The 17582-nt window shown below is 43.5% G+C and carries 15 protein-coding genes and 5 pseudogenes; 6 read left to right on the top strand and 14 right to left on the bottom strand.

The features are described from left to right. Nucleotides 1–111 precede the first annotated feature (111 nt). Nucleotides 112–578 (top strand): annotated as a pseudogene (locus JCM14108_RS05520) (low molecular weight protein-tyrosine-phosphatase). Here JCM14108_RS05520 and JCM14108_RS05515 read toward each other — a convergent pair. After that, complete coding sequence (locus tag JCM14108_RS05515; protein WP_035179053.1) at nt 575–1300, bottom strand: class A sortase; 726 nt, start codon at nt 1298–1300, stop codon at nt 575–577. The pseudogene JCM14108_RS05520 and the gene JCM14108_RS05515 sit on opposite strands and share 4 nt — an antisense overlap. Before the next feature lie 70 nt (nt 1301–1370). Between JCM14108_RS05515 and JCM14108_RS05510 the strand changes: the two genes are divergently transcribed. Beyond that, nucleotides 1371–2588: a multidrug efflux MFS transporter gene (locus tag JCM14108_RS05510; protein ID WP_035179050.1), complete on the top strand. Its 1218-nt coding sequence runs from the start codon at nt 1371–1373 to the stop codon at nt 2586–2588. Nucleotides 2589–2704: 116 nt separating this feature from the next. Here the strand turns inward: JCM14108_RS05510 and JCM14108_RS05505 are convergent, their stop codons facing one another. From JCM14108_RS05505 to JCM14108_RS05485, 5 genes and pseudogenes are all read right to left on the bottom strand, one after another. Next, nucleotides 2705–2956, bottom strand: a complete 252-nt coding sequence (locus JCM14108_RS05505; protein ID WP_035179048.1) for a type B 50S ribosomal protein L31 — start codon at nt 2954–2956, stop codon at nt 2705–2707. Nucleotides 2957–3059: 103 nt separating this feature from the next. After that, nucleotides 3060–4344 (bottom strand): annotated as a pseudogene (gene murA, locus JCM14108_RS05500) (UDP-N-acetylglucosamine 1-carboxyvinyltransferase). 266 nt (nt 4345–4610) lie between these two features. Then, nucleotides 4611–6230, bottom strand: a complete 1620-nt coding sequence (gene pyrG, locus JCM14108_RS05495; RefSeq protein WP_035179046.1) for a CTP synthase — start codon at nt 6228–6230, stop codon at nt 4611–4613. Between the two features lie 185 nt (nt 6231–6415). After that, nucleotides 6416–7021: a DNA-directed RNA polymerase subunit delta gene (rpoE, locus tag JCM14108_RS05490; protein WP_035179043.1), complete on the bottom strand. Its 606-nt coding sequence runs from the start codon at nt 7019–7021 to the stop codon at nt 6416–6418. Nucleotides 7022–7065: 44 nt separating this feature from the next. Next, nucleotides 7066–7500, bottom strand: coding sequence for a YwiB family protein (locus JCM14108_RS05485; protein ID WP_035179040.1), 435 nt, complete (start codon nt 7498–7500; stop codon nt 7066–7068). Between the two features lie 172 nt (nt 7501–7672). On the opposite strand from JCM14108_RS05485, the gene JCM14108_RS15140 reads away from it, so the two are divergent. From JCM14108_RS15140 to yidA, 4 genes and pseudogenes are all read left to right on the top strand, one after another. Continuing rightward, complete coding sequence (locus tag JCM14108_RS15140) at nt 7673–8173, top strand: lipoate--protein ligase family protein (protein ID WP_237745724.1); 501 nt, start codon at nt 7673–7675, stop codon at nt 8171–8173. After that, the gene (locus JCM14108_RS15135) at nt 8173–8499 is read left to right on the top strand and encodes a hypothetical protein (RefSeq protein ID WP_237745723.1); all 327 of its coding nucleotides are present in this window, start codon (nt 8173–8175) and stop codon (nt 8497–8499) included. The genes JCM14108_RS15140 and JCM14108_RS15135 overlap by 1 nt, the downstream gene beginning before the upstream one ends. 21 nt (nt 8500–8520) lie before the next feature. Continuing rightward, complete coding sequence (locus JCM14108_RS05475; RefSeq protein ID WP_035179039.1) at nt 8521–9855, top strand: HD domain-containing protein; 1335 nt, start codon at nt 8521–8523, stop codon at nt 9853–9855. A 20-nt stretch (nt 9856–9875) separates the two neighbouring features. Continuing rightward, nucleotides 9876–10681: pseudogene (gene yidA / locus JCM14108_RS05470) on the top strand (sugar-phosphatase). 110 nt (nt 10682–10791) lie between these two features. Here the strand turns inward: yidA and JCM14108_RS05465 are convergent. The 8 genes and pseudogenes from JCM14108_RS05465 to JCM14108_RS05430 all read right to left on the bottom strand — a co-directional run bounded on the left by JCM14108_RS05465 (nt 10792) and on the right by JCM14108_RS05430 (nt 17498). Continuing rightward, nucleotides 10792–11163 carry a DUF3899 domain-containing protein gene (locus JCM14108_RS05465; protein WP_035179037.1) on the bottom strand — a complete coding sequence of 124 codons (372 nt, stop codon included), beginning with the start codon at nt 11161–11163 and terminating at the stop codon, nt 10792–10794. After that, nucleotides 11163–12143 (bottom strand): ribose-phosphate diphosphokinase, encoded by a 981-nt coding sequence (locus JCM14108_RS05460; protein ID WP_035179034.1) that lies wholly within the window; start codon nt 12141–12143, stop codon nt 11163–11165. The genes JCM14108_RS05465 and JCM14108_RS05460 overlap by 1 nt, the downstream gene beginning before the upstream one ends. 62 nt (nt 12144–12205) lie before the next feature. Then, on the bottom strand, nt 12206–13582 hold the full coding sequence (gene glmU, locus JCM14108_RS05455) for a bifunctional UDP-N-acetylglucosamine diphosphorylase/glucosamine-1-phosphate N-acetyltransferase GlmU (RefSeq protein WP_035179031.1): 1377 nt from the start codon (nt 13580–13582) through the stop codon (nt 12206–12208). 26 nt (nt 13583–13608) lie between these two features. Next, nucleotides 13609–14427: a pur operon repressor gene (gene purR, locus JCM14108_RS05450; protein WP_081759858.1), complete on the bottom strand. Its 819-nt coding sequence runs from the start codon at nt 14425–14427 to the stop codon at nt 13609–13611. Between the two features lie 108 nt (nt 14428–14535). After that, nucleotides 14536–15337, bottom strand: a pseudogene (locus JCM14108_RS05445) (metal ABC transporter permease). After that, nucleotides 15330–16013, bottom strand: coding sequence for a metal ABC transporter ATP-binding protein (locus JCM14108_RS05440; RefSeq protein ID WP_035179030.1), 684 nt, complete (start codon nt 16011–16013; stop codon nt 15330–15332). The pseudogene JCM14108_RS05445 and the gene JCM14108_RS05440 overlap by 8 nt, the downstream one beginning before the upstream one ends. 144 nt (nt 16014–16157) lie before the next feature. Further along, nucleotides 16158–17029, bottom strand: a pseudogene (ispE, locus tag JCM14108_RS05435) (4-(cytidine 5'-diphospho)-2-C-methyl-D-erythritol kinase). A gap of 220 nt (nt 17030–17249) precedes the next feature. After that, nucleotides 17250–17498: a Veg family protein gene (locus JCM14108_RS05430; RefSeq protein WP_008210635.1), complete on the bottom strand. Its 249-nt coding sequence runs from the start codon at nt 17496–17498 to the stop codon at nt 17250–17252. Nucleotides 17499–17582 lie beyond the last annotated feature (84 nt).

The raw sequence follows: 17582 nt of genomic DNA, 5'->3' as shown, positions 1-17582 counted from the left end.
TACTCCGGAATTTGATTTCTGTCTTGCGTAAGCGGCATTGATTTGTTTGCCCTTCAGACTAATAGTTGTTATGATTAATGTTAATATACTAGTAATCTGAGGTTGTTAATTATGACTAATGTTTTATTTGTTTGCTTGGGAAATATCTGTCGCTCCCCAATGGCGGAAGGGATTTTTAAAGAAATGGTTGCCAAACAGCATCTTCAAGACAAAATCCACATTGACTCTGCGGGAATCAGCAGTGAGGAAGAAGGCAACCAGCCGCACCCTGGTGCCCAGCCGAGATGGCCAAACACGGATTGGATATTTCGATGTTACGGTCCCGACCGATTACCCGGCAGGATTTTCAATGGGCGGATTTAATTATCGGTATGGATAGTCAAAATATTTACTACTTAAAACAAATGGCTGATTCATCAACCGAAAATAAAATTCACCTGTGCTTTGATATCGTCCCGGAAAAAGCCGGCCAAGATATTCCCGATCCATGGTATGACCATAAATTCGGTAGGACTTATCGCCAGCTGTCACTTGCGCTGCCCAAATGGTTGGACTACATTAAAGCAAATCAACACTAGCTGTTAACGGGCCTTAAAAAGGCTCGTTTTATTTTTGAATCAGTCCGCTTTAAAGGCGTTGTTTTAACCAGCCGGCCCCTGATCATCAACCGTCCCTTGCCGGTAGCATCACAGGTTATCAGCGTCACAATTGGCTGCTTTGTCTGATTAATAACATCCACCCGATCAGCTGCAATAAAGACCCGTTGATAGACTTGATATTGGTAAACGCTTTTCATATCTGTCAAATAAACGGACTGGCCAATCCGAGTTTTAAAATAAAGCGGGCCAAATAAAATTTTGGGATCCGTCATGTGATGACCAGCCAAAGGATAGTTGCCTCGCCCCATTTGCTGATCCGGTCTCATCGTTCCGGCGGCTAACGCTAAGGTGGTATTCGAAACACCGAGGCCAATCGGCAGGTGAATGCCTGATTGCGGGACCAGAATCTGGCCCGCCGGCGCAATTTGGCGGGAATGGATTCGTGAAGAGACGACTGTCCCAAAGTCAAGTGGTTTTACCTTCTTAAAATTATAACTGGCAGTTTTAAAACGCTGTCGATGTTTTTTGTTGGCAGTTTCCTTTTTTGAAGCGGCTACAACAGCTTGCCGGGTAACTTTAGGCTGATAAGTTGCCACAACTTTATTCTTAATCGGCTTATTAAAGATCATAATCAGTGCAATAATGGCGAGCAGGCCAAAGATAAAGCCCGTTACGCCTTTTTTTATAAATTGTTTTTTCATTGACAGCACTTCCTAGCAATTTGATAATAGACCGTTTTAGTCATTGGATATTCTGGTAAGGAGGATCCCTTTGTTAAAAATAAGTGGTCGACCCAATTCATGGCGTCAAAATTTAACCGTTCTCTGGTTTGGTACCTTCATGGCAGGAATCGGATTCAGCGAGGTAATGCCATTCTTATCACTTTATGTAGATACCCTGGGGCATTTTTCTCACGATCAGCTCAGCTTATACAGTGGGCTCGCATTTGCCGCGACATACCTGATAACCGCATTAGCTTCACCCATCTGGGGGAAATTGGCTGATCGAACCGGCCGGAAATTAATGCTGGTCCGAGCTTCAGCGGGGATGGCAGTCGTCTTCTTTTTAATGGGCATCGTAACAAACGTCTGGGAGTTAATTGGCTTGAGACTGCTTCAAGGTGTTTTTTCAGGATATATTAGTAATGCCAACGCTTTAATTGCTACTCAAGTCCCAAAGAACAAGAGCGGTCAGGCCTTGGGAACGTTGGTAACGGGAAATGTTTCCGGCACGCTGCTGGGACCGTTGCTTGGCGGTATTTTGGCCTCTTTTTTCAGTTACAGAGTTACTTTCTTCATTACAGGCTGCCTACTGTTATCGGTCTTTTTCTTAACATTCTTCTTTGTTCATGAGGATTTTAAACCAGTTGCCAAGGCATTAATGTTAAGCACCCGGGGTGTGATCAAACGATTAACAAATTCAAAGCTGGTTTTCGGCATGTTTATCACTACCATGATTATTCAGGCTGCCAACAACTCAATCGCACCAATTTTAGCACTATACGTCCGCCAGATTATGCATGGCAATGCTGCCACGACCTTCTATAGTGGCGTTGTAGCAGCTATTCCCGGCATTGCCACTTTAATTGCCGCACCGCTGCTTGGTAAACTCGGGGATCGGGTAGGAACTGACCGCATTATCATCATCGGTTTTTTCTTAGCCATCGGCGTTTACACACCAATGGCCTTTGTTACCAATGTTTGGCAGCTAATTGCCCTACGTTTCCTGATTGGCATTGCCAATGCATCAATGCTGCCGGCAGTTCAGGCAATTCTGGCTAAAAACACCCCCTTTGAAGTAACCGGTCGCGTTTTCAGCTGGAACCAGTCGTTTCAAGCAATGGGTAACGTCGCCGGCCCACTGATCGGCTCGTTTGTCTCATCAGAATTTGATTATGCCGGCGTTTTCATCTCGACGGCCGGGTTAGTCGTTATTAACTTGCTGCTAGTCTTCTTTAATACAAAAGAAATGCGCAATGCCCGTCGTTAATCCCCCCAATTAAATAATTCCCAAGATTAAGTTATCCCGCTGTTTTAGCAGGTTTTTGTGTTGGTTACTGAAAAGGGCACAAAAAAAGCGGGGCACAATGTGTCTCGCTAATAAATCTAGTTGTTTTTGAAACCGTATTTCTTGTTGAAACGATCCACAGCACCATCGGCTTGCGTAAACTTTTGCTTACCTGTGTAGAATGGATGAGAATCAGATGAAATTTCAACACGAATCAATGGATACGTCTTGCCATCTTCCCACTCAATCGTTTCGTCAGAAGTCTTGGTTGAACCTGACAAAAACTTAAAGCCGGTACTTGAATCTTGAAATACTACTTGATGATAATCTGGATGAATTCCTTTTTTCATAATTATATCGCTCCTTTGCCCTGAGCCAATATGATGGCCCAGAGATTATCGATTAGTCAACCTTGTTAGTTTAACACAATTAACAAGTCCAATCAATAATCTTTTAAACTCTTTCTTCGTCACCTATTTTTAATTTTACATCTGCGCCAAGCCGCTCAGCTTATCAACCAGACTGCCATAGCCCCTTAAAATATTTTCAGCGTGGAAAATTTCCGTCGTCCCCTTTGCCATTAACCCGGCAATTAAAAGGGCGGCTCCCGCTCGAATCTCACCGGCGTCAACTTTAGCGCCTTTAAGGTGTGGTGAACTATCTACAACGATAATGCCTTCTTCGGTATCTTTTGATTTGACATTACCGCCCAGCTTATTGAGTTGTGAAATGTGTTTCACCCGTTGCGGATAAATCGTATCAATAATAATGCTTTGTCCTTGGGCTTTAAATAACAGTGGTGTAATCGGCTGCTGCAAATCGGTTGCAAAACCGGGATACGGCATAACCTTGATTTGAATGGGCTTTAACTGACTTGATGGGCCAACGTAGATGCTGTCTTCATACACCGTCAAGTCACAGCCCATTTCTTCCAGTTTGGCCACAAACGATTCCAAATGCTCAGGAATCACGTTGGTAACCAGCACCCCGTTGCCAACCGCGGCAGCCAAAGATAGGTAGGTGCCTGCTTCAATTCGATCTGGAATAATGGTATGGGTATTTCGGGCTTGAAGGGTTGGCACACCTTCAATTCTGATAACATCTGTTCCGGCACCGCGAATATTTGCCCCCATGTTATTCAAAAAGGTAGCAATGTCAATAATTTCAGGTTCCTTGGCCGCGTTACCAATAATGGTTGTCCCAGGCGCTTTAACCGATGCCAGGATCGTGTTAATGGTCGCACCAACCGAAACAATATCCAAGAAAATCTGGGCGCCATGAAGCCTTCAGGCCCCGTCTTAATGGTGACCGTGCCATCGGTTTCGCTGACCTCGGCTCCCAACGCTTTAAAAGCTTTAATATGCTGATCAATCGGTCGGGGACCGATATTGTCACCACCGGGAAAGCTGACGACGGCCCGTTGAAATCTGCCAAGTAACGCCCCCATAAAATAATACGACGCTCGTAAACTCTTAATTGCCTTACTTGGTAACGGCGCTTCGACAATATTAGTTGGATCAATTGTTAATACGTCACCTTTAAAGGTCGACGTCACATTCATAGATTTTAAAATTAACATTAAATTGTGAACATCTAAAATATCGGGAACCGAATCAAACCTAACCGGCGTATCTGCCAAAATTGCTGCCGGAATTAACGCAACCGTACTGTTTTTCGCGCCACCAACTGATACTTCTCCGGACAGACGATTCCCGCCATTTACTATTAATTTGCTCATCGAAACTTTCCTCACTTTTTCCATTCGGACATTTTTCATGTCATGAAATATCTTATAGAATCTGAGGATAAAACACAACACTTTCAATTGAATTATCCAATTTGTAACATTTCAAGCAATTGCCGAACATTCAAATAGTCGTTAGGAATAGTTTACCATGTTTCAAATATAAATTTAAAACTTAAATGGCACGCCAACCAAAAAAGCCGGCTAAACAACAGGACATCCCCTTGTCAGCCGACTATCAACCGCATTGCTACTGGAAATTATTGATTATTCTTTGAAAGATATTGATCGTTTGCTGCCGCAACGAAATCTTTGAACAAGCCTTCCGGTCGGTTTGGCCGGGAAATGAACTCAGGATGATACTGAGACCCGACAAAAAACTTATTAGCCGGAATTTCAACGACTTCAACCAAATGATTGTCTGGTGAAGTGCCGGAAATAACCATCCCGTTTTCTTCCATCGGTTTTCGGTAGGCGTTGTTAAATTCATAACGATGACGATGACGTTCTGAAATAACATCTGCGTTATCGTAAGCAGCTGCTGCAACCGTGCCCGGCTTTAACTTGCAAGGATAGGCACCCAATCGTTGTGTGCCGCCCATGTCATGAACATCCTCCTGATCTGCCATCAAATCAATCACGTTGTGTTTGGTTCGCGGATTCATTTCCGTTGAATTGGCATCTTTATCACCCAAAACGTCTCGGGCAAACTCAACGCAGGCCATCTGCATACCAAGGCAAACGCCGAGGAATGGAACATCCTTCTCGCGGGCATATCGAATTGCAGTAATCATCCCTTCGATCCCACGATCACCAAAGCCGCCCGGGACAATCACCCCATCGGCCGGTGCCAGCAACTCAGCGACATTTTCAGGCGTGATTTTTTCGGAATCCAGCATTTCCAAGTCAATATCTGCATCCACTTTGTAGCCGGCATGTTTCAATGCTTCGGCAACCGAAATATAGGCATCGTGAAGGCCGACATACTTACCAACCAGCGTAATATGGATTTTGCGCTTCAGATGCTGAACGTGATGCTCCAATTCTTTCCACTCTTCCATGTCAGCAGCCGGTTTTGAAATGCCAAAGTGATCCAGAATCTGTTGATCCATCCCCTGCTTCTGCAGATTTAGCGGAATCGTGTACAATGTTGGTACATCCAATGATTCAACAACCGCCTGTGGCTTAACATCACAGAACAACGAAATTTTCTTTCGCATTGAATCCGTAATCGGCTTTTCTGACCGCACAACTAACAGGTTTGGTTGAATCCCCAAGCTGCGCAACTCTTTAACACTGTGTTGCGTTGGCTTGGTTTTCATTTCGTGGGCCGCGTGCAAATATGGGACCAGCGTCGTGTGAATATAAAAAGTATTCTCATCACCAACTTCAGTTTTCATTTGACGAATTGCTTCCAAAAATGGTAAGGATTCAATATCACCAACCGTCCCACCAATTTCCGTAATCACAATCTCCGCGTCGGAAACTTTGGCAGCCCGCATAATCTTTTCCTTAATCATTCCCGTAATGTGAGGAATTACTTGGACCGTTGCACCTAAATAATCCCCATGACGTTCTTTTCTCAGAACTTCGTCATAAATTTTTCCAGTCGTTACATTGGAGTATTTATTGAGGTTATTATCGATGAATCGTTCATAATGGCCAAGGTCTAAATCGGTTTCAGTTCCGTCATCAGTAACGAAGACCTCACCGTGTTGGTATGGATTCATGGTACCCGGATCCACGTTGATATATGGATCAAACTTTTGAATTGTGACATTCAATCCCCTATTCTTCAACAATCTACCCAAGGATGCGGCTACAATGCCTTTACCCAAGGATGAAACAACGCCACCAGTTACAAATATATATTTGGTCATTATATAATCCTCTCCTCTTAATAATTAGCCGGGGAATGAAAAAGAAAAAATTCCCTATTCCGGTATGAATAGGGAACTGTTTATCATCGTTCAGATGTCCTCGAAATTCATTGAAACCTCAAGGAGCCCAAAAAACATGATACATACATTAACGCTATTAGTCAAGAATAATTCTCAACCGCCAGTTATTTTTTCTCTGAATCGAAATCATCGTCGTCATCATCGCCAAGTTCATTCAACTGGCCTTCAATCCCGTCCGGCAGATCCGAATCATCCGGATCATCACTATCATCTTCAATATCTTGAAGATCCTTATTGTATTTACCAAGATCATCGGTTACGACGGCATCGTCTGCATCGTCATCGTCCGTATCTTCATCAAAATCGTCATCATCTTCAGGATCATCATCATCGTAATCAATGACATCGTCATCGTCCGACGCATCGGCCAAGAAAGCATTAACCTTCTTACGCTTTTTGCGCTTTGGCCGATCCTCATCCTCTTCTTCGGCGTGAACGGTTGCTTCGTCAATTGACTCGTATGGGTACCATGTTCGTAAGCCCCAAAGATTATCACCAAGTGAAATAAAGCTACCGTCAACGTTTAAATCAGTGTAGAATTGCGACAAGCGATCTCGAATTTCTTTGTTACTATCACCTAAATAAGCTTGTACCGCATTCGCAAGATCAGCAAATGGCATGGTATCGCCTCGTTTTGCTAAAATTGCGTGGGCAACTTCAATCATTGATAGTTCACTTTTGTTTTGGCCTTTAAAGACTTCTAATTCCAAACTGGTACACGTCCTTTCAACAGTCTAAAAACTACTATACCCGATTAAATTGTAAATTGCAATCTAATATTGTACTTTCCTAATAAATCACTGCCGGCATACAGTAGATAGTCAATTCCAACGTTGCCCCGTAAAGGTTGATTAAGAATTTCCATGTCGAGTGAAGACGTCACTGTCTGAACTTCCAACTGCCCATACGGTGTCCGATACCGTGCTGCTACCCGCTTACCGGCAGAAAAGATCAGCTGTAATCGATTTTCCGCTGAACGGGTTAATTTGACGTCCCCATTGGCCATCAGTTTAATGGTTACCGGAACCCGACCATTATCGGTTTCTTCCTGATAGCGAATATAAATCGATGTTCCGACACGAACTAATTGGCCAGTTGCGTCAAAAACAAAGTTTGAAGTTTCACCGTTTTGGAGAATATTTGTCTCGAGGTGAATTTGAACTGGAACGCCCGTTGCCAAATTATCCATAATACACCTTCTTTAGTTCTGTTTGATCCAACCAAACCATTATATAGCCATCGGCTGGTTGATGCATTTCTTTAGCTTGATTCTATTATATCAAGTTCTGGGCTAAAGCGAAAAAAAGCGTGTCTTCTGTTATAATTAGAAGAGTTGTTCCTTTGTAGAATGGAGGGAGAAAATGGGGTTTACCGATATACCGATTACCGTTATAAGAAAAACCTATACCGCAGCTGATAAATTAATAGCGTTTGCGGATACGAACGCTTTACTGGCAGATTGTGACCAATTCCAACGGCCGTTTATTCATTTTTGGACAACCAGTCAGCCAACCCTGATTTTGGGTATCAATGATCGTCATCTGCCAAAATTAACCGCCGGGTTACAATATCTGGTTCGGCAAAATTACGATTATTTCCTGAGAAATTCCGGCGGGCTTGCTGTCATCAGTGATCCGGGCGTTTTAAACATTTCACTGTTTGTCCCCGATCACCAGCAAAAACTTACCGTGGATGCTGCGTACGAAATTATTGCCGGCCTCATGCGGTCAACCTTTCCGACCTTTAACCTTGATACTTATGAAGTAATCAATTCTTATTGTCCCGGTAAATATGATCTCAGTGTCAATGGCCAAAAGATTGCCGGGATTGCCCAACGGCGGAGCAAAGGAGCGGTTGCCTGATGCTTTATTTAAGCGTTACGGGTAATCAGGACGAACGAAGTGAAATTGTTTCGGAATTTTATCACGCCGGTGCGGCCTACTCTCAAAATCAGTGGTCGTTTCCACAAGTTGATAAATCGGTTATGACAACTGTCAGCGACCTGGGCTTTGCCGCTCTTGACCTGTCAACGGTTGAGCGCGCATTTTTAACGGCTGTCAGCCACCGCGGTATGTCGCTGGATCTTGACGGATCCCATCAGCTTCTTCGTTCCGAAACCTATCTTGATTTACAAAAAAAGCAATTAAGAAAAATTCAGTTGAGAAATCAACAATTACCAATTATCTAGTTTTTCCATGGAGGTTTATTTTTGGATTACGCACGTCAACAGTTAAAACGGGAAAAAGTCTTTCGCGACCCCGTTCATAATTATGTTTATGTTAAATATCAGGTTATTTTGGATCTTATCAACACAACTGAATTTCAGCGGTTGAGACGCGTTCATCAGCTGGGCACCACGTCACTGATTTTCCACGGCGCTGAACACTCCAGATTTGCCCATTCTTTAGGTGTTTACGAAATTGCCCGACGAATTACCGAATCCTTTGAGAAAAACTTTCCGTCTACTCATCCGGGAGATGGCCTGTGGGATTGCTCCCAAGACCTGGTTGTTCTCTGTGCCGCTTTACTGCATGATATCGGGCACGGTGCCTACTCCCATACATTTGAACACATCTTCGGTACCAATCACGAACAAATCACCCAGGAAATCATTACATCTGATTCAACTGAAATCAATCACGTACTGCAACGGGTCAGTCCAGATTTTCCGCAACAGGTCGCCAGCGTTATCAACAAAACCTACCCCAATAAGCAAGTGGTTGAAATGATTTCCAGTCAACTTGATGCCGATCGAATGGATTACCTGTTGCGCGATGCCTATAATACCGGGGTCAAATACGGGACGTTTGATTTGGCCCGAATCTTGGAGGTTATGCGGCCTTATCGAGATGGGATTTGCTTTGAGATGAGTGGGATGCATGCCGTTGAAGATTACATCGTCAGCCGCTTTCAAATGTATCAACAAGTTTACTTTCATCCGGTTTCCCGGGCAATGGAAGTCGTTTTAAACCGGTTACTTAGACGGGCCCGAGTTTTATTTAGCGCCAACTCTCAAAACGAACCTTCGACGCCTTATCTACTGTTACCGTTTCTGCGCGGCGATTTCGATTTGGACGATTATCTGCAACTGGATGATGGCGTTTTGAATACCTACTTTATTCATTGGAAACGTTACCCGGACGATATTCTCAGTAACTTGGCCACCCGATTCATTGATCGAAAGCCACTGAAATCCGTTAAGTTCGATAAAGAAACGGCGGCTTTATTGCCCCGTCTACGAAAAATTATTGAACAGTCGGGATTTAATCCGGATTATTATACGGCAACGGATAACAGCTTTGATCTGCCCTACGATGCTTATCGACCGGGTAAAAAACAAATTGAATTAATGCAGGAAGACGGCAGCTTGGTTGATCTATCGTCTGTCAGCCCACTGGTCACCGCCATTTCCGATCGGCAGACGGGTGACAACCGGTTCTTCTTTCCTCGTGAAGTTCTCCGACCCGAAAAAAATGTCGATCTGTTTGAACCGGAATACGAGGAATTTAAAAGCCATATTCATAACGGAAAATTAACAAATTAATGTTTGAAGGAGCACAGTTTATGACTATCAAATTAATTGCTATTGACATTGACGGTACACTATTAAACGAAAAAAATCACTTGGCACCAGCCACAATTGAAGCAGTTGGCGCTGCCCGCCAAAAAGGCATTAAGGTCGTTCTCTGTACCGGCCGGCCGCTAAGCGGTGTCAAACCGTACTTGGACGCGTTAAAGATTACCGGTGCTGATGAATATGCCATTACATTTAACGGGGCAATGTCCCAAAGCTTGGATGGCCAGGTTATCACGCATCAGACTTTAACCCACGATGAATTTCTCGAAACTGAAATGTTAGCCAGAAAATTGGGTGTTCATTATCAATTTGAAACAATGGACGCGATCTACGCTTTTAACCGTGACCTAAGTCCATACAGTGTTGGTGAAAGTTATCTGGTTCGCTTACCGATCAAATATCGCACACCGGAGGAAATCAAACCCGACCTGGTAATTTCAAAGGCAATGTTTGTTGATTTTCCCAAACTAATTACCAAGGCCAATACTAATCTACCGCAAAGCTTACGGGATAAAATGTACGTGGTCCAAAGCGAACCGTTTTTCATTGAGATTATGAATCAAAAAGCCAGCAAAGGAAATGCGTTACAAGCACTTTCCAAAGATTTGGCTTAACTGCCGAAAATATTATGGCAATCGGTGATCAGGGCAATGATTTAACAATGATTGAATATGCCGGTACGGGAGTCGCAATGGGCAACGCAATTGATGAAGTAAAAGCCGCGGCGACCGTGATTACCAAGCCAAATTCAGAAGACGGCGTTGCTTATGCAATTAACAAATGGGCACTATAATCGGTTATCAATAACGCCATTTAAAAAGAGTCGAAGACAGATTTTTGGGGGCATCTCAGTATCACCCCTAAAATCTGTTTCGACTCTTTTTTATAAAATTGTACTTTTAACTAAGGTGCGATACTGGTAAGTACAATTCCCAGCACCAGCATAAAACCGCCCACTCTCAAACAAAATCGGGCATACTTATTCACCTTAATCGGCTGGTTCTTAATTGAAGCAACGTCTTTGGCTGCAGGATGTTTGGGCGCATTTTCCGCTTCCAAATCACTTTTCTTTTTAAAGGAAAAGCGCCAGCCGGTAAACAAATGACCCGAGCCAACAATAAAAATAGAGGCCAGCACCAGCAAAAATAACCCAACTAAAAAATCCAAGTTGCCAATTCCCATCAACGGCAGCCCCAAAACGATCATTATCAAGTTAACAATCGCAACCAGGACAATCCCGGTTAAGGCGGGTCTCTGTTTTATCAAATCACGCATTAATCATTATCACCACGGAATCGATTATTAAACAACGGGCTAACCGGCTTATTTTCGTTAATTCGCTTAATGGCATCACCGATAAGCGGGCCAACGGAAACCTGCTGAATTTTTTCGATTTGCTTTTCTGCAGGTAACTGAATTGTATCGGTTACAACCAATTGCTTGATTGGTGATTTTTTGATTCGTTCAATTGCCGGCCCGGACAAAACCGGGTGCGTGCAGCAGGCATAAACTTCTTTGGCGCCTGCGTCGATCAAAGCTTGGGCACCCAACGTAATTGTTCCTGCCGTATCGATCATATCATCAATCATCAGACAGCGTTTACCAGCTACATCACCGATAATATTCATAATTTCAGCAACGTTGGCTTTAGGCCGCCGCTTATCAATAATCGCGATTGGGGCCTTCAAGAATTCGGCCAATGCTCTAGCTCTTGAAACACCACCATGGTCAGGTGAAACAACCACATCGTCACTGCCAAAGCCCTCATTGATAAAATGGTCGGCTAACAGCGGTGCGCCCATTAAGTGGTCAACCGGAATATCGAAGAAGCCCTGAATTTGAGCAGCATGCAGGTCGAGTGTGACTACCCGATCCACGCCATCTTTTTGAATCATATTTGCGACTAACTTCGCAGTAATTGGTTCACGCGAACGGGCCTTCCGATCTTGACGTGCGTAACCGTAATACGGAATCACCAGGTTAATGGTTCCCGCACTGGCGCGTCTTAAGGCATCCACCATAATTAATAATTCCATCAAATTATCATTAACCGGTGCAGATGTAGATTGGATAATAAAGATATTATCGCCACGAATACTCTCTTCGATATTGATACGAATTTCGCCATCACTAAAGCGGTCTACCGATGTTTTCCCCAGTGGTACCCCAACGGTCTTAGCAATTTTTTCAGCCAACGGCCGGTTGGAATTCAACGCAAAGATTTTCAGTTTAGAATCAAAATATTGCCGAGCCATATGATCCTCCATAAATTTTTTTCTGATTTAATTATACAATGTTTTAAGCAGAAACATCAGTACTAATCCTTTTGATAAGGTAATTTTTTATAATATCCAGGTTTATTCGTCTGTCGGGAACGGGCAATTGCCATATCATATTTATTGATTGGCCGATTGATCGTCGAGCCCGCAGCGATAAATGAATGATCGGCAATTTCAAGCGGTGCAATTAGATTAGCATTGCTGCCAATGAAAGCATCGTCGCCAACGGTTGTTTCATGCTTTTTGGCACCGTCGTAATTCACAAAGATAACGCCGCAGCCAACATTAATATTTTTACCCAGTTTGGCATTACCAACATATGTTAAGTGGCCAACCTTGGTTCCCTCACCAATTGACGCTTTCTTAACTTCAACGAAGTTGCCCAAATGAACGTGTTTACCAATGTGGGCACCTGGACGCAGGTGGCTGTTTGGCCCAATATCGGAATAATCCAGCATCTCCGAGTCCTGAATCAGTGAGGAAGTAACCGTCACATGATCATGAATCGTAGAATTTCGAATTTCCGAATTTGCACCAATGTAGCAGTCATTGCCGATCGTAGTGGTCCCTTTCAACTGGACGCCTGGTTCAATGACTGTGTCTGCGCCAATCTTGACATCCACATCAATATACGTCCGTTCCGGATCGATCATTGAAATGCCATCCTGCATATGCTGACGATTAATTCGAGCCTGCATAATTTTGGTAGCTCTGGCCAGGGCCACCCGGTCATTAACCCCCATCGACTCGTCGTAATCGTCCATCCGGTAAGCCGCAATCGTTTCTCCCTGAGATTTTAGGACCTCAATGACGTCGGTTAAATAATATTCACCCTGCGCGTTATTATTATTAATCTTATGAAGGGCTTCAAAAAGCGCCTGGTTATCAAAAACATAAACGCCGGTATTGATCTCGTGAATGGCCTGTTCTTCCGTCGTTGCATCCTTTTGCTCAACAATTTTTTCAACGATTCCCAAATCATTTCGAACAATCCGGCCATAACCGGTTGGATCCGGCGCTTCAGAAGTTAAAATTGTCGCTTTGGCCTTTTTATTTTCATGATAGGTAAACAGGTTTTCAAACGTCTGGGCCGTCAGCAGCGGTGTATCCCCACTCACAACCATGGTGACGCCATCCAAATTGCCCAAAAGGCCTTCTGCCTGCAAAACTGCGTGACCGGTTCCCAACTGCTTTTCCTGAACAACGTATTGCGTGCGACCACCAAGATTATCCCGAACTGCTTCGGCACCGTAACCCACAACGGTGACAATGTTGGTCATATTAGCCTTCTCAACCTGAGTCAAAACATGATCCACCATTGTTTTGCCGCAAAGTCGGTGCAAGACCTTATAAAGTTTGGACTTCATTCGGGTCCCTTTACCAGCTGCTAATATGATTGTGTTTTTTGTTGCCATTCTAATTTCTCCTCAGTAAACTTTGTCTAATTAAAAATCTTTTCCAAATAGTTGCCCGCTTGGGAAACCACGGCATTGTTTTCCGCATCGACACGCATCAACGATGTATAGTCTTTTACTGCCCTACCGCTTGGCGCCGTGCTTTCGGCCACCACGCCAACACCAATCAGGTTGGCATCAAATTCCTCAACCATGGAAATCATCCCGCCGACAGTCCCACCGCCACGCATATAATCATCAACAATCAAAACGTTGGCATCCGGTTTCAGGCTCCGTTTTGACAGCGACATCTTTTCGATTCGCGTCGACGAACCGGAAACGTAATTCACGTTAACCGTCGATCCTTCTGTAATTTCGGTATCATGACGAACAATCACAAAGGGCACATTCAAAAAGTTGGCGACGCTTTGGGCAATCGGGACCCCCTTTGTTGCAATTGTCATAACGGCATTAACATCCTGATTTAAATACTGGGTCGCAAAGATTCGGCCAATTTGCCGTAAAGTGGCCGGATTTCCCAGTAAATCGGACATGTAAACATAACCGCCAGGCAGATAACGGGTATCTGAAGACATTTCGTCAATTAATTGACCAACTACCTGTTGCGCTTCCTCTTTCAAAATGTAAGGTAAAAACCGGGTGCCGCCGGCTGCCCCGGGAATTGTTTCCAACAGGCCGGTTCCCCGTGCCTGAAATGTTCGTTTTAAAATTGTTAAATCTTCACTGATTGATGATTTAGCTGAATCATAACGTTCAGCAAAAAAAGTTAAAGGAACTAGCGTATGCGGGCGCTCCAACAAATATCGAGTCATGTCAATCAGTCTGTCACTTCTTCGTACTTTCAATTCTCCCACCTCTGGTTTATGTAATATCTACTTGATTTTATCATAAATGTTCGGGTTTAGGGAAATTTAGTGAAATTATCATCAATTTCTTAGCATTTCGATAATAAACTACTCACTTCGACTTTGCAGATAATTATATCCCAACGAAACAGCATAGATTCCTGCTTCAATAGTGGCAATGAAGAACGTTACCGGCCAATTGGTGACATACCCCAGGTATAGGCCGAGCCAAACACCAAACAGGGCAAAGCCAACTCCCAGCGCCATCATCTTTAAAACCGTATGGGTGAAATATTTAGCACTGGCTGCCGGCAGGGTCAACAAGACAAAAATCAAAAGTGAGCCAACGATCTGGCTGCGACACTAACACTGAAAGCCAATAATACCAAGAAAATAATTGAAATTAACGCACTATGGACATGATTAGTTTGTGCCCCAACCGGATCAAAAGAATCATCTTTTAAATTTCGGTAAATTAAAAAAAGAACCAGCAAAACCAGGGTCGACAAACCAACCATCTGAAAAACGTCCTGTCGACTAATGCCGATGACACTGCCGAACAAAATGTTGGTCGCGTAGCTGGAATTTTTATTGGAAAGCGATAAAAAGAGAATCCCAAGACCAATAAAGAACCCCGAAATTGCACTGATGACGCTTCTCGCCGGGATTCCACCTTACCACTTAGTTCACCGACCAAAATCGAACTAATCGTCGTAAACGTCAGCATCCCATTCAATGGTGTCCAGCCGACAAAGATTCCAAACGCCGCACCCGCAAATCCGATTTCAGACAATGTGTGAGTCATAAACGGCATGTTTCGTGCCGTGACAAAGACGCCCATCATGCCGCTGACAATGGCAATCAGTGTCCCGGCAAGATAAGCATTCTGCATAAATTCAAAACTAAACATGTAATTCCCCTTTCGAATCTTCCCGCAGCTCTGAAACAGCCCCCATTCGGTAATGATCCCGTTGAAGCCATAAAAAGTAGTCCGGATACTTTTGGACCATTTGCATATCGTGGGAAACAAATAAAATTGTCAGGCCCATTTCCTGATTAAGTCTTTTGACAACGTCCAGTAATTCCTGTTTGGTATTGGGATCCAGGCTGGCCGTTGACTCATCCAAGATTAATAAATCCGGGTGTTTTAACAAAGCCTGTGCCAGATATGCTTTCTGCTTTTCACCACCAGAGGCCAAGCCAAGCGGTCGATCGGCAATCTGTGTCAGGCCCACTTTTCCCATCACCTCATCAACCCGCGCACGCTCTTTTTTGGATAGCCATGGTAACTTAATGCCGGTGTAGTTCAGTGAAACAAAGTCTTTAACTGACAACGGATACTCAACATCGATGTTGCGAAATTGCGGTACATAGCCAATCCTTAATCCCTTTTTCAAAACGATTTTCCCGGCAGAAGGCCGCAGCTGCCTTAAAATAAGCCGAACCAAGGTGGTCTTACCCACGCCGTTTTCACCAATCACGCCTAAGAAATCCCCTCTTTTAACGGTGAAACTTAAGTTTGAAAGTACTTGATGATTTGGAAACCGCAATGACAGGTTCTCCACTGAAATTAACACGTTATTCAAACGTTTTTACCTCCGTTTTTAAAAAGTAATTATTACTATCTACTTTAAAGTAAAAGCCATCAATTCTCAATCCTATGGCAAATAAAAATGAATTGCTTTAACAAATTTTATTTAATAAAGCAATTCATTGTTGAATTTTAATCATTAACGCCCTTGATTAATCTTTTCAGTCGTTACCTGTGTTAGATAAACTTCATTACAGAACCCGGAAAGACTATTATATACCGCTTGGCACGGGAGCTCGTTCGACAAACCCCAAAAACCGTCGGCCCGCTGCCGCTCATCTGTGAGCCGTCACAACCGTACTTAACCAGCCGTTCTTTTAACGTCAGGATTTGGGGATGCTCGGCAATCGTAATGGTTTCCAGAGCATTTCCCATATTGGCAACAATTGCCTGGTAATCATTAGTCGCAATACCATGTAATAAGGCATCCGTATTTGGATGCACAACCGGTATTTTAGTCAGTTTCTTCACAATCCGGGGGGTTGAAACACTTACGTGCGGTTTTGCCAAAACAAACCACATTTTAGGCAGCTTTGCCAACGGCGTAATAATGTCGCCACGCCCGCTGACCAATGCCGTATCGCCATAAATACAGTATGGTACGTCCGAATCAACCTGAAGGCCCATCTTTGCCAATTCTTTCAAGGACAGACCGACATCAAAAAGAATGTTTAACGCTTTAAAAACCGCCGCCGCATCGGATGAACCACCGCCTAAACCGGCAGCGACCGGAATATTTTTTTCAATCAGAATCTTAAGACCGGTTTTAATTTGAGTTTCCCTAAGAAAAATATGGGCGGCTTTATAGGCTAAATTCCGGTTATCATTGGGAAGAAAACCACTATTAGAATAAATTTCAATCGTATCACCCGGTGTCGTTTCTACTTGAACGTAATCGCTCAAGCCTATGGAGGTCATGACCATGCGCCACTCAATTGCCCCATCCGAATGAACAAATGGTGCGTCTAAGCTCAAATTTAATTTTGCCGGCGCGCGAACGATGATCTTCAACGACGACCCCTCTTTTCGAATTCAATTTATTAAACCGTCGATTATGCATTGAATGGCAACTTCAGCAGCAGTCTCAAAATCTTATAGTTAACAAGATTATACTAAATTATGACGACCTTGTCAGCGACCAATATCGATTTCCCGTTACCGGAAGAAGCCAGAAAAAAAGGCCAGCTGCAAATTTACGTTTGCGCTCGACCCCTAGACATAGGTAAACATATCAATCAACTTGTTCATCATCAAAATTCACTGCGATATTCTTAGTTAAAATATCTGTATAACTATACGACACCCTTTCAAAACTGGATTTTCCCGGATCCAGTTCCACAATGAAAACAGCAGGGAATGTTTCCCGTAATATTCCATGCCGTTTGGTTGTCTTGCGACGGCCAATTTGAGAAGTTACAAGCACATGCTGACCAATATGATCGTCCATTCTGTGTTTAATCACAGATAAAGTTATTGGCATGCAACTCACCTCACAGTAACGCATTTTAGCATAAAAGCGAAGAAATTGCAAATTATATCACAAAATTCTTTATCTGGCAACAAG

Source organism: Lentilactobacillus farraginis DSM 18382 = JCM 14108 (assembly GCF_000583655.1).
GTDB classification, from domain to species: domain Bacteria; phylum Bacillota; class Bacilli; order Lactobacillales; family Lactobacillaceae; genus Lentilactobacillus; species Lentilactobacillus farraginis.
This window is presented reverse-complemented; position numbering and strand designations above follow the sequence as displayed.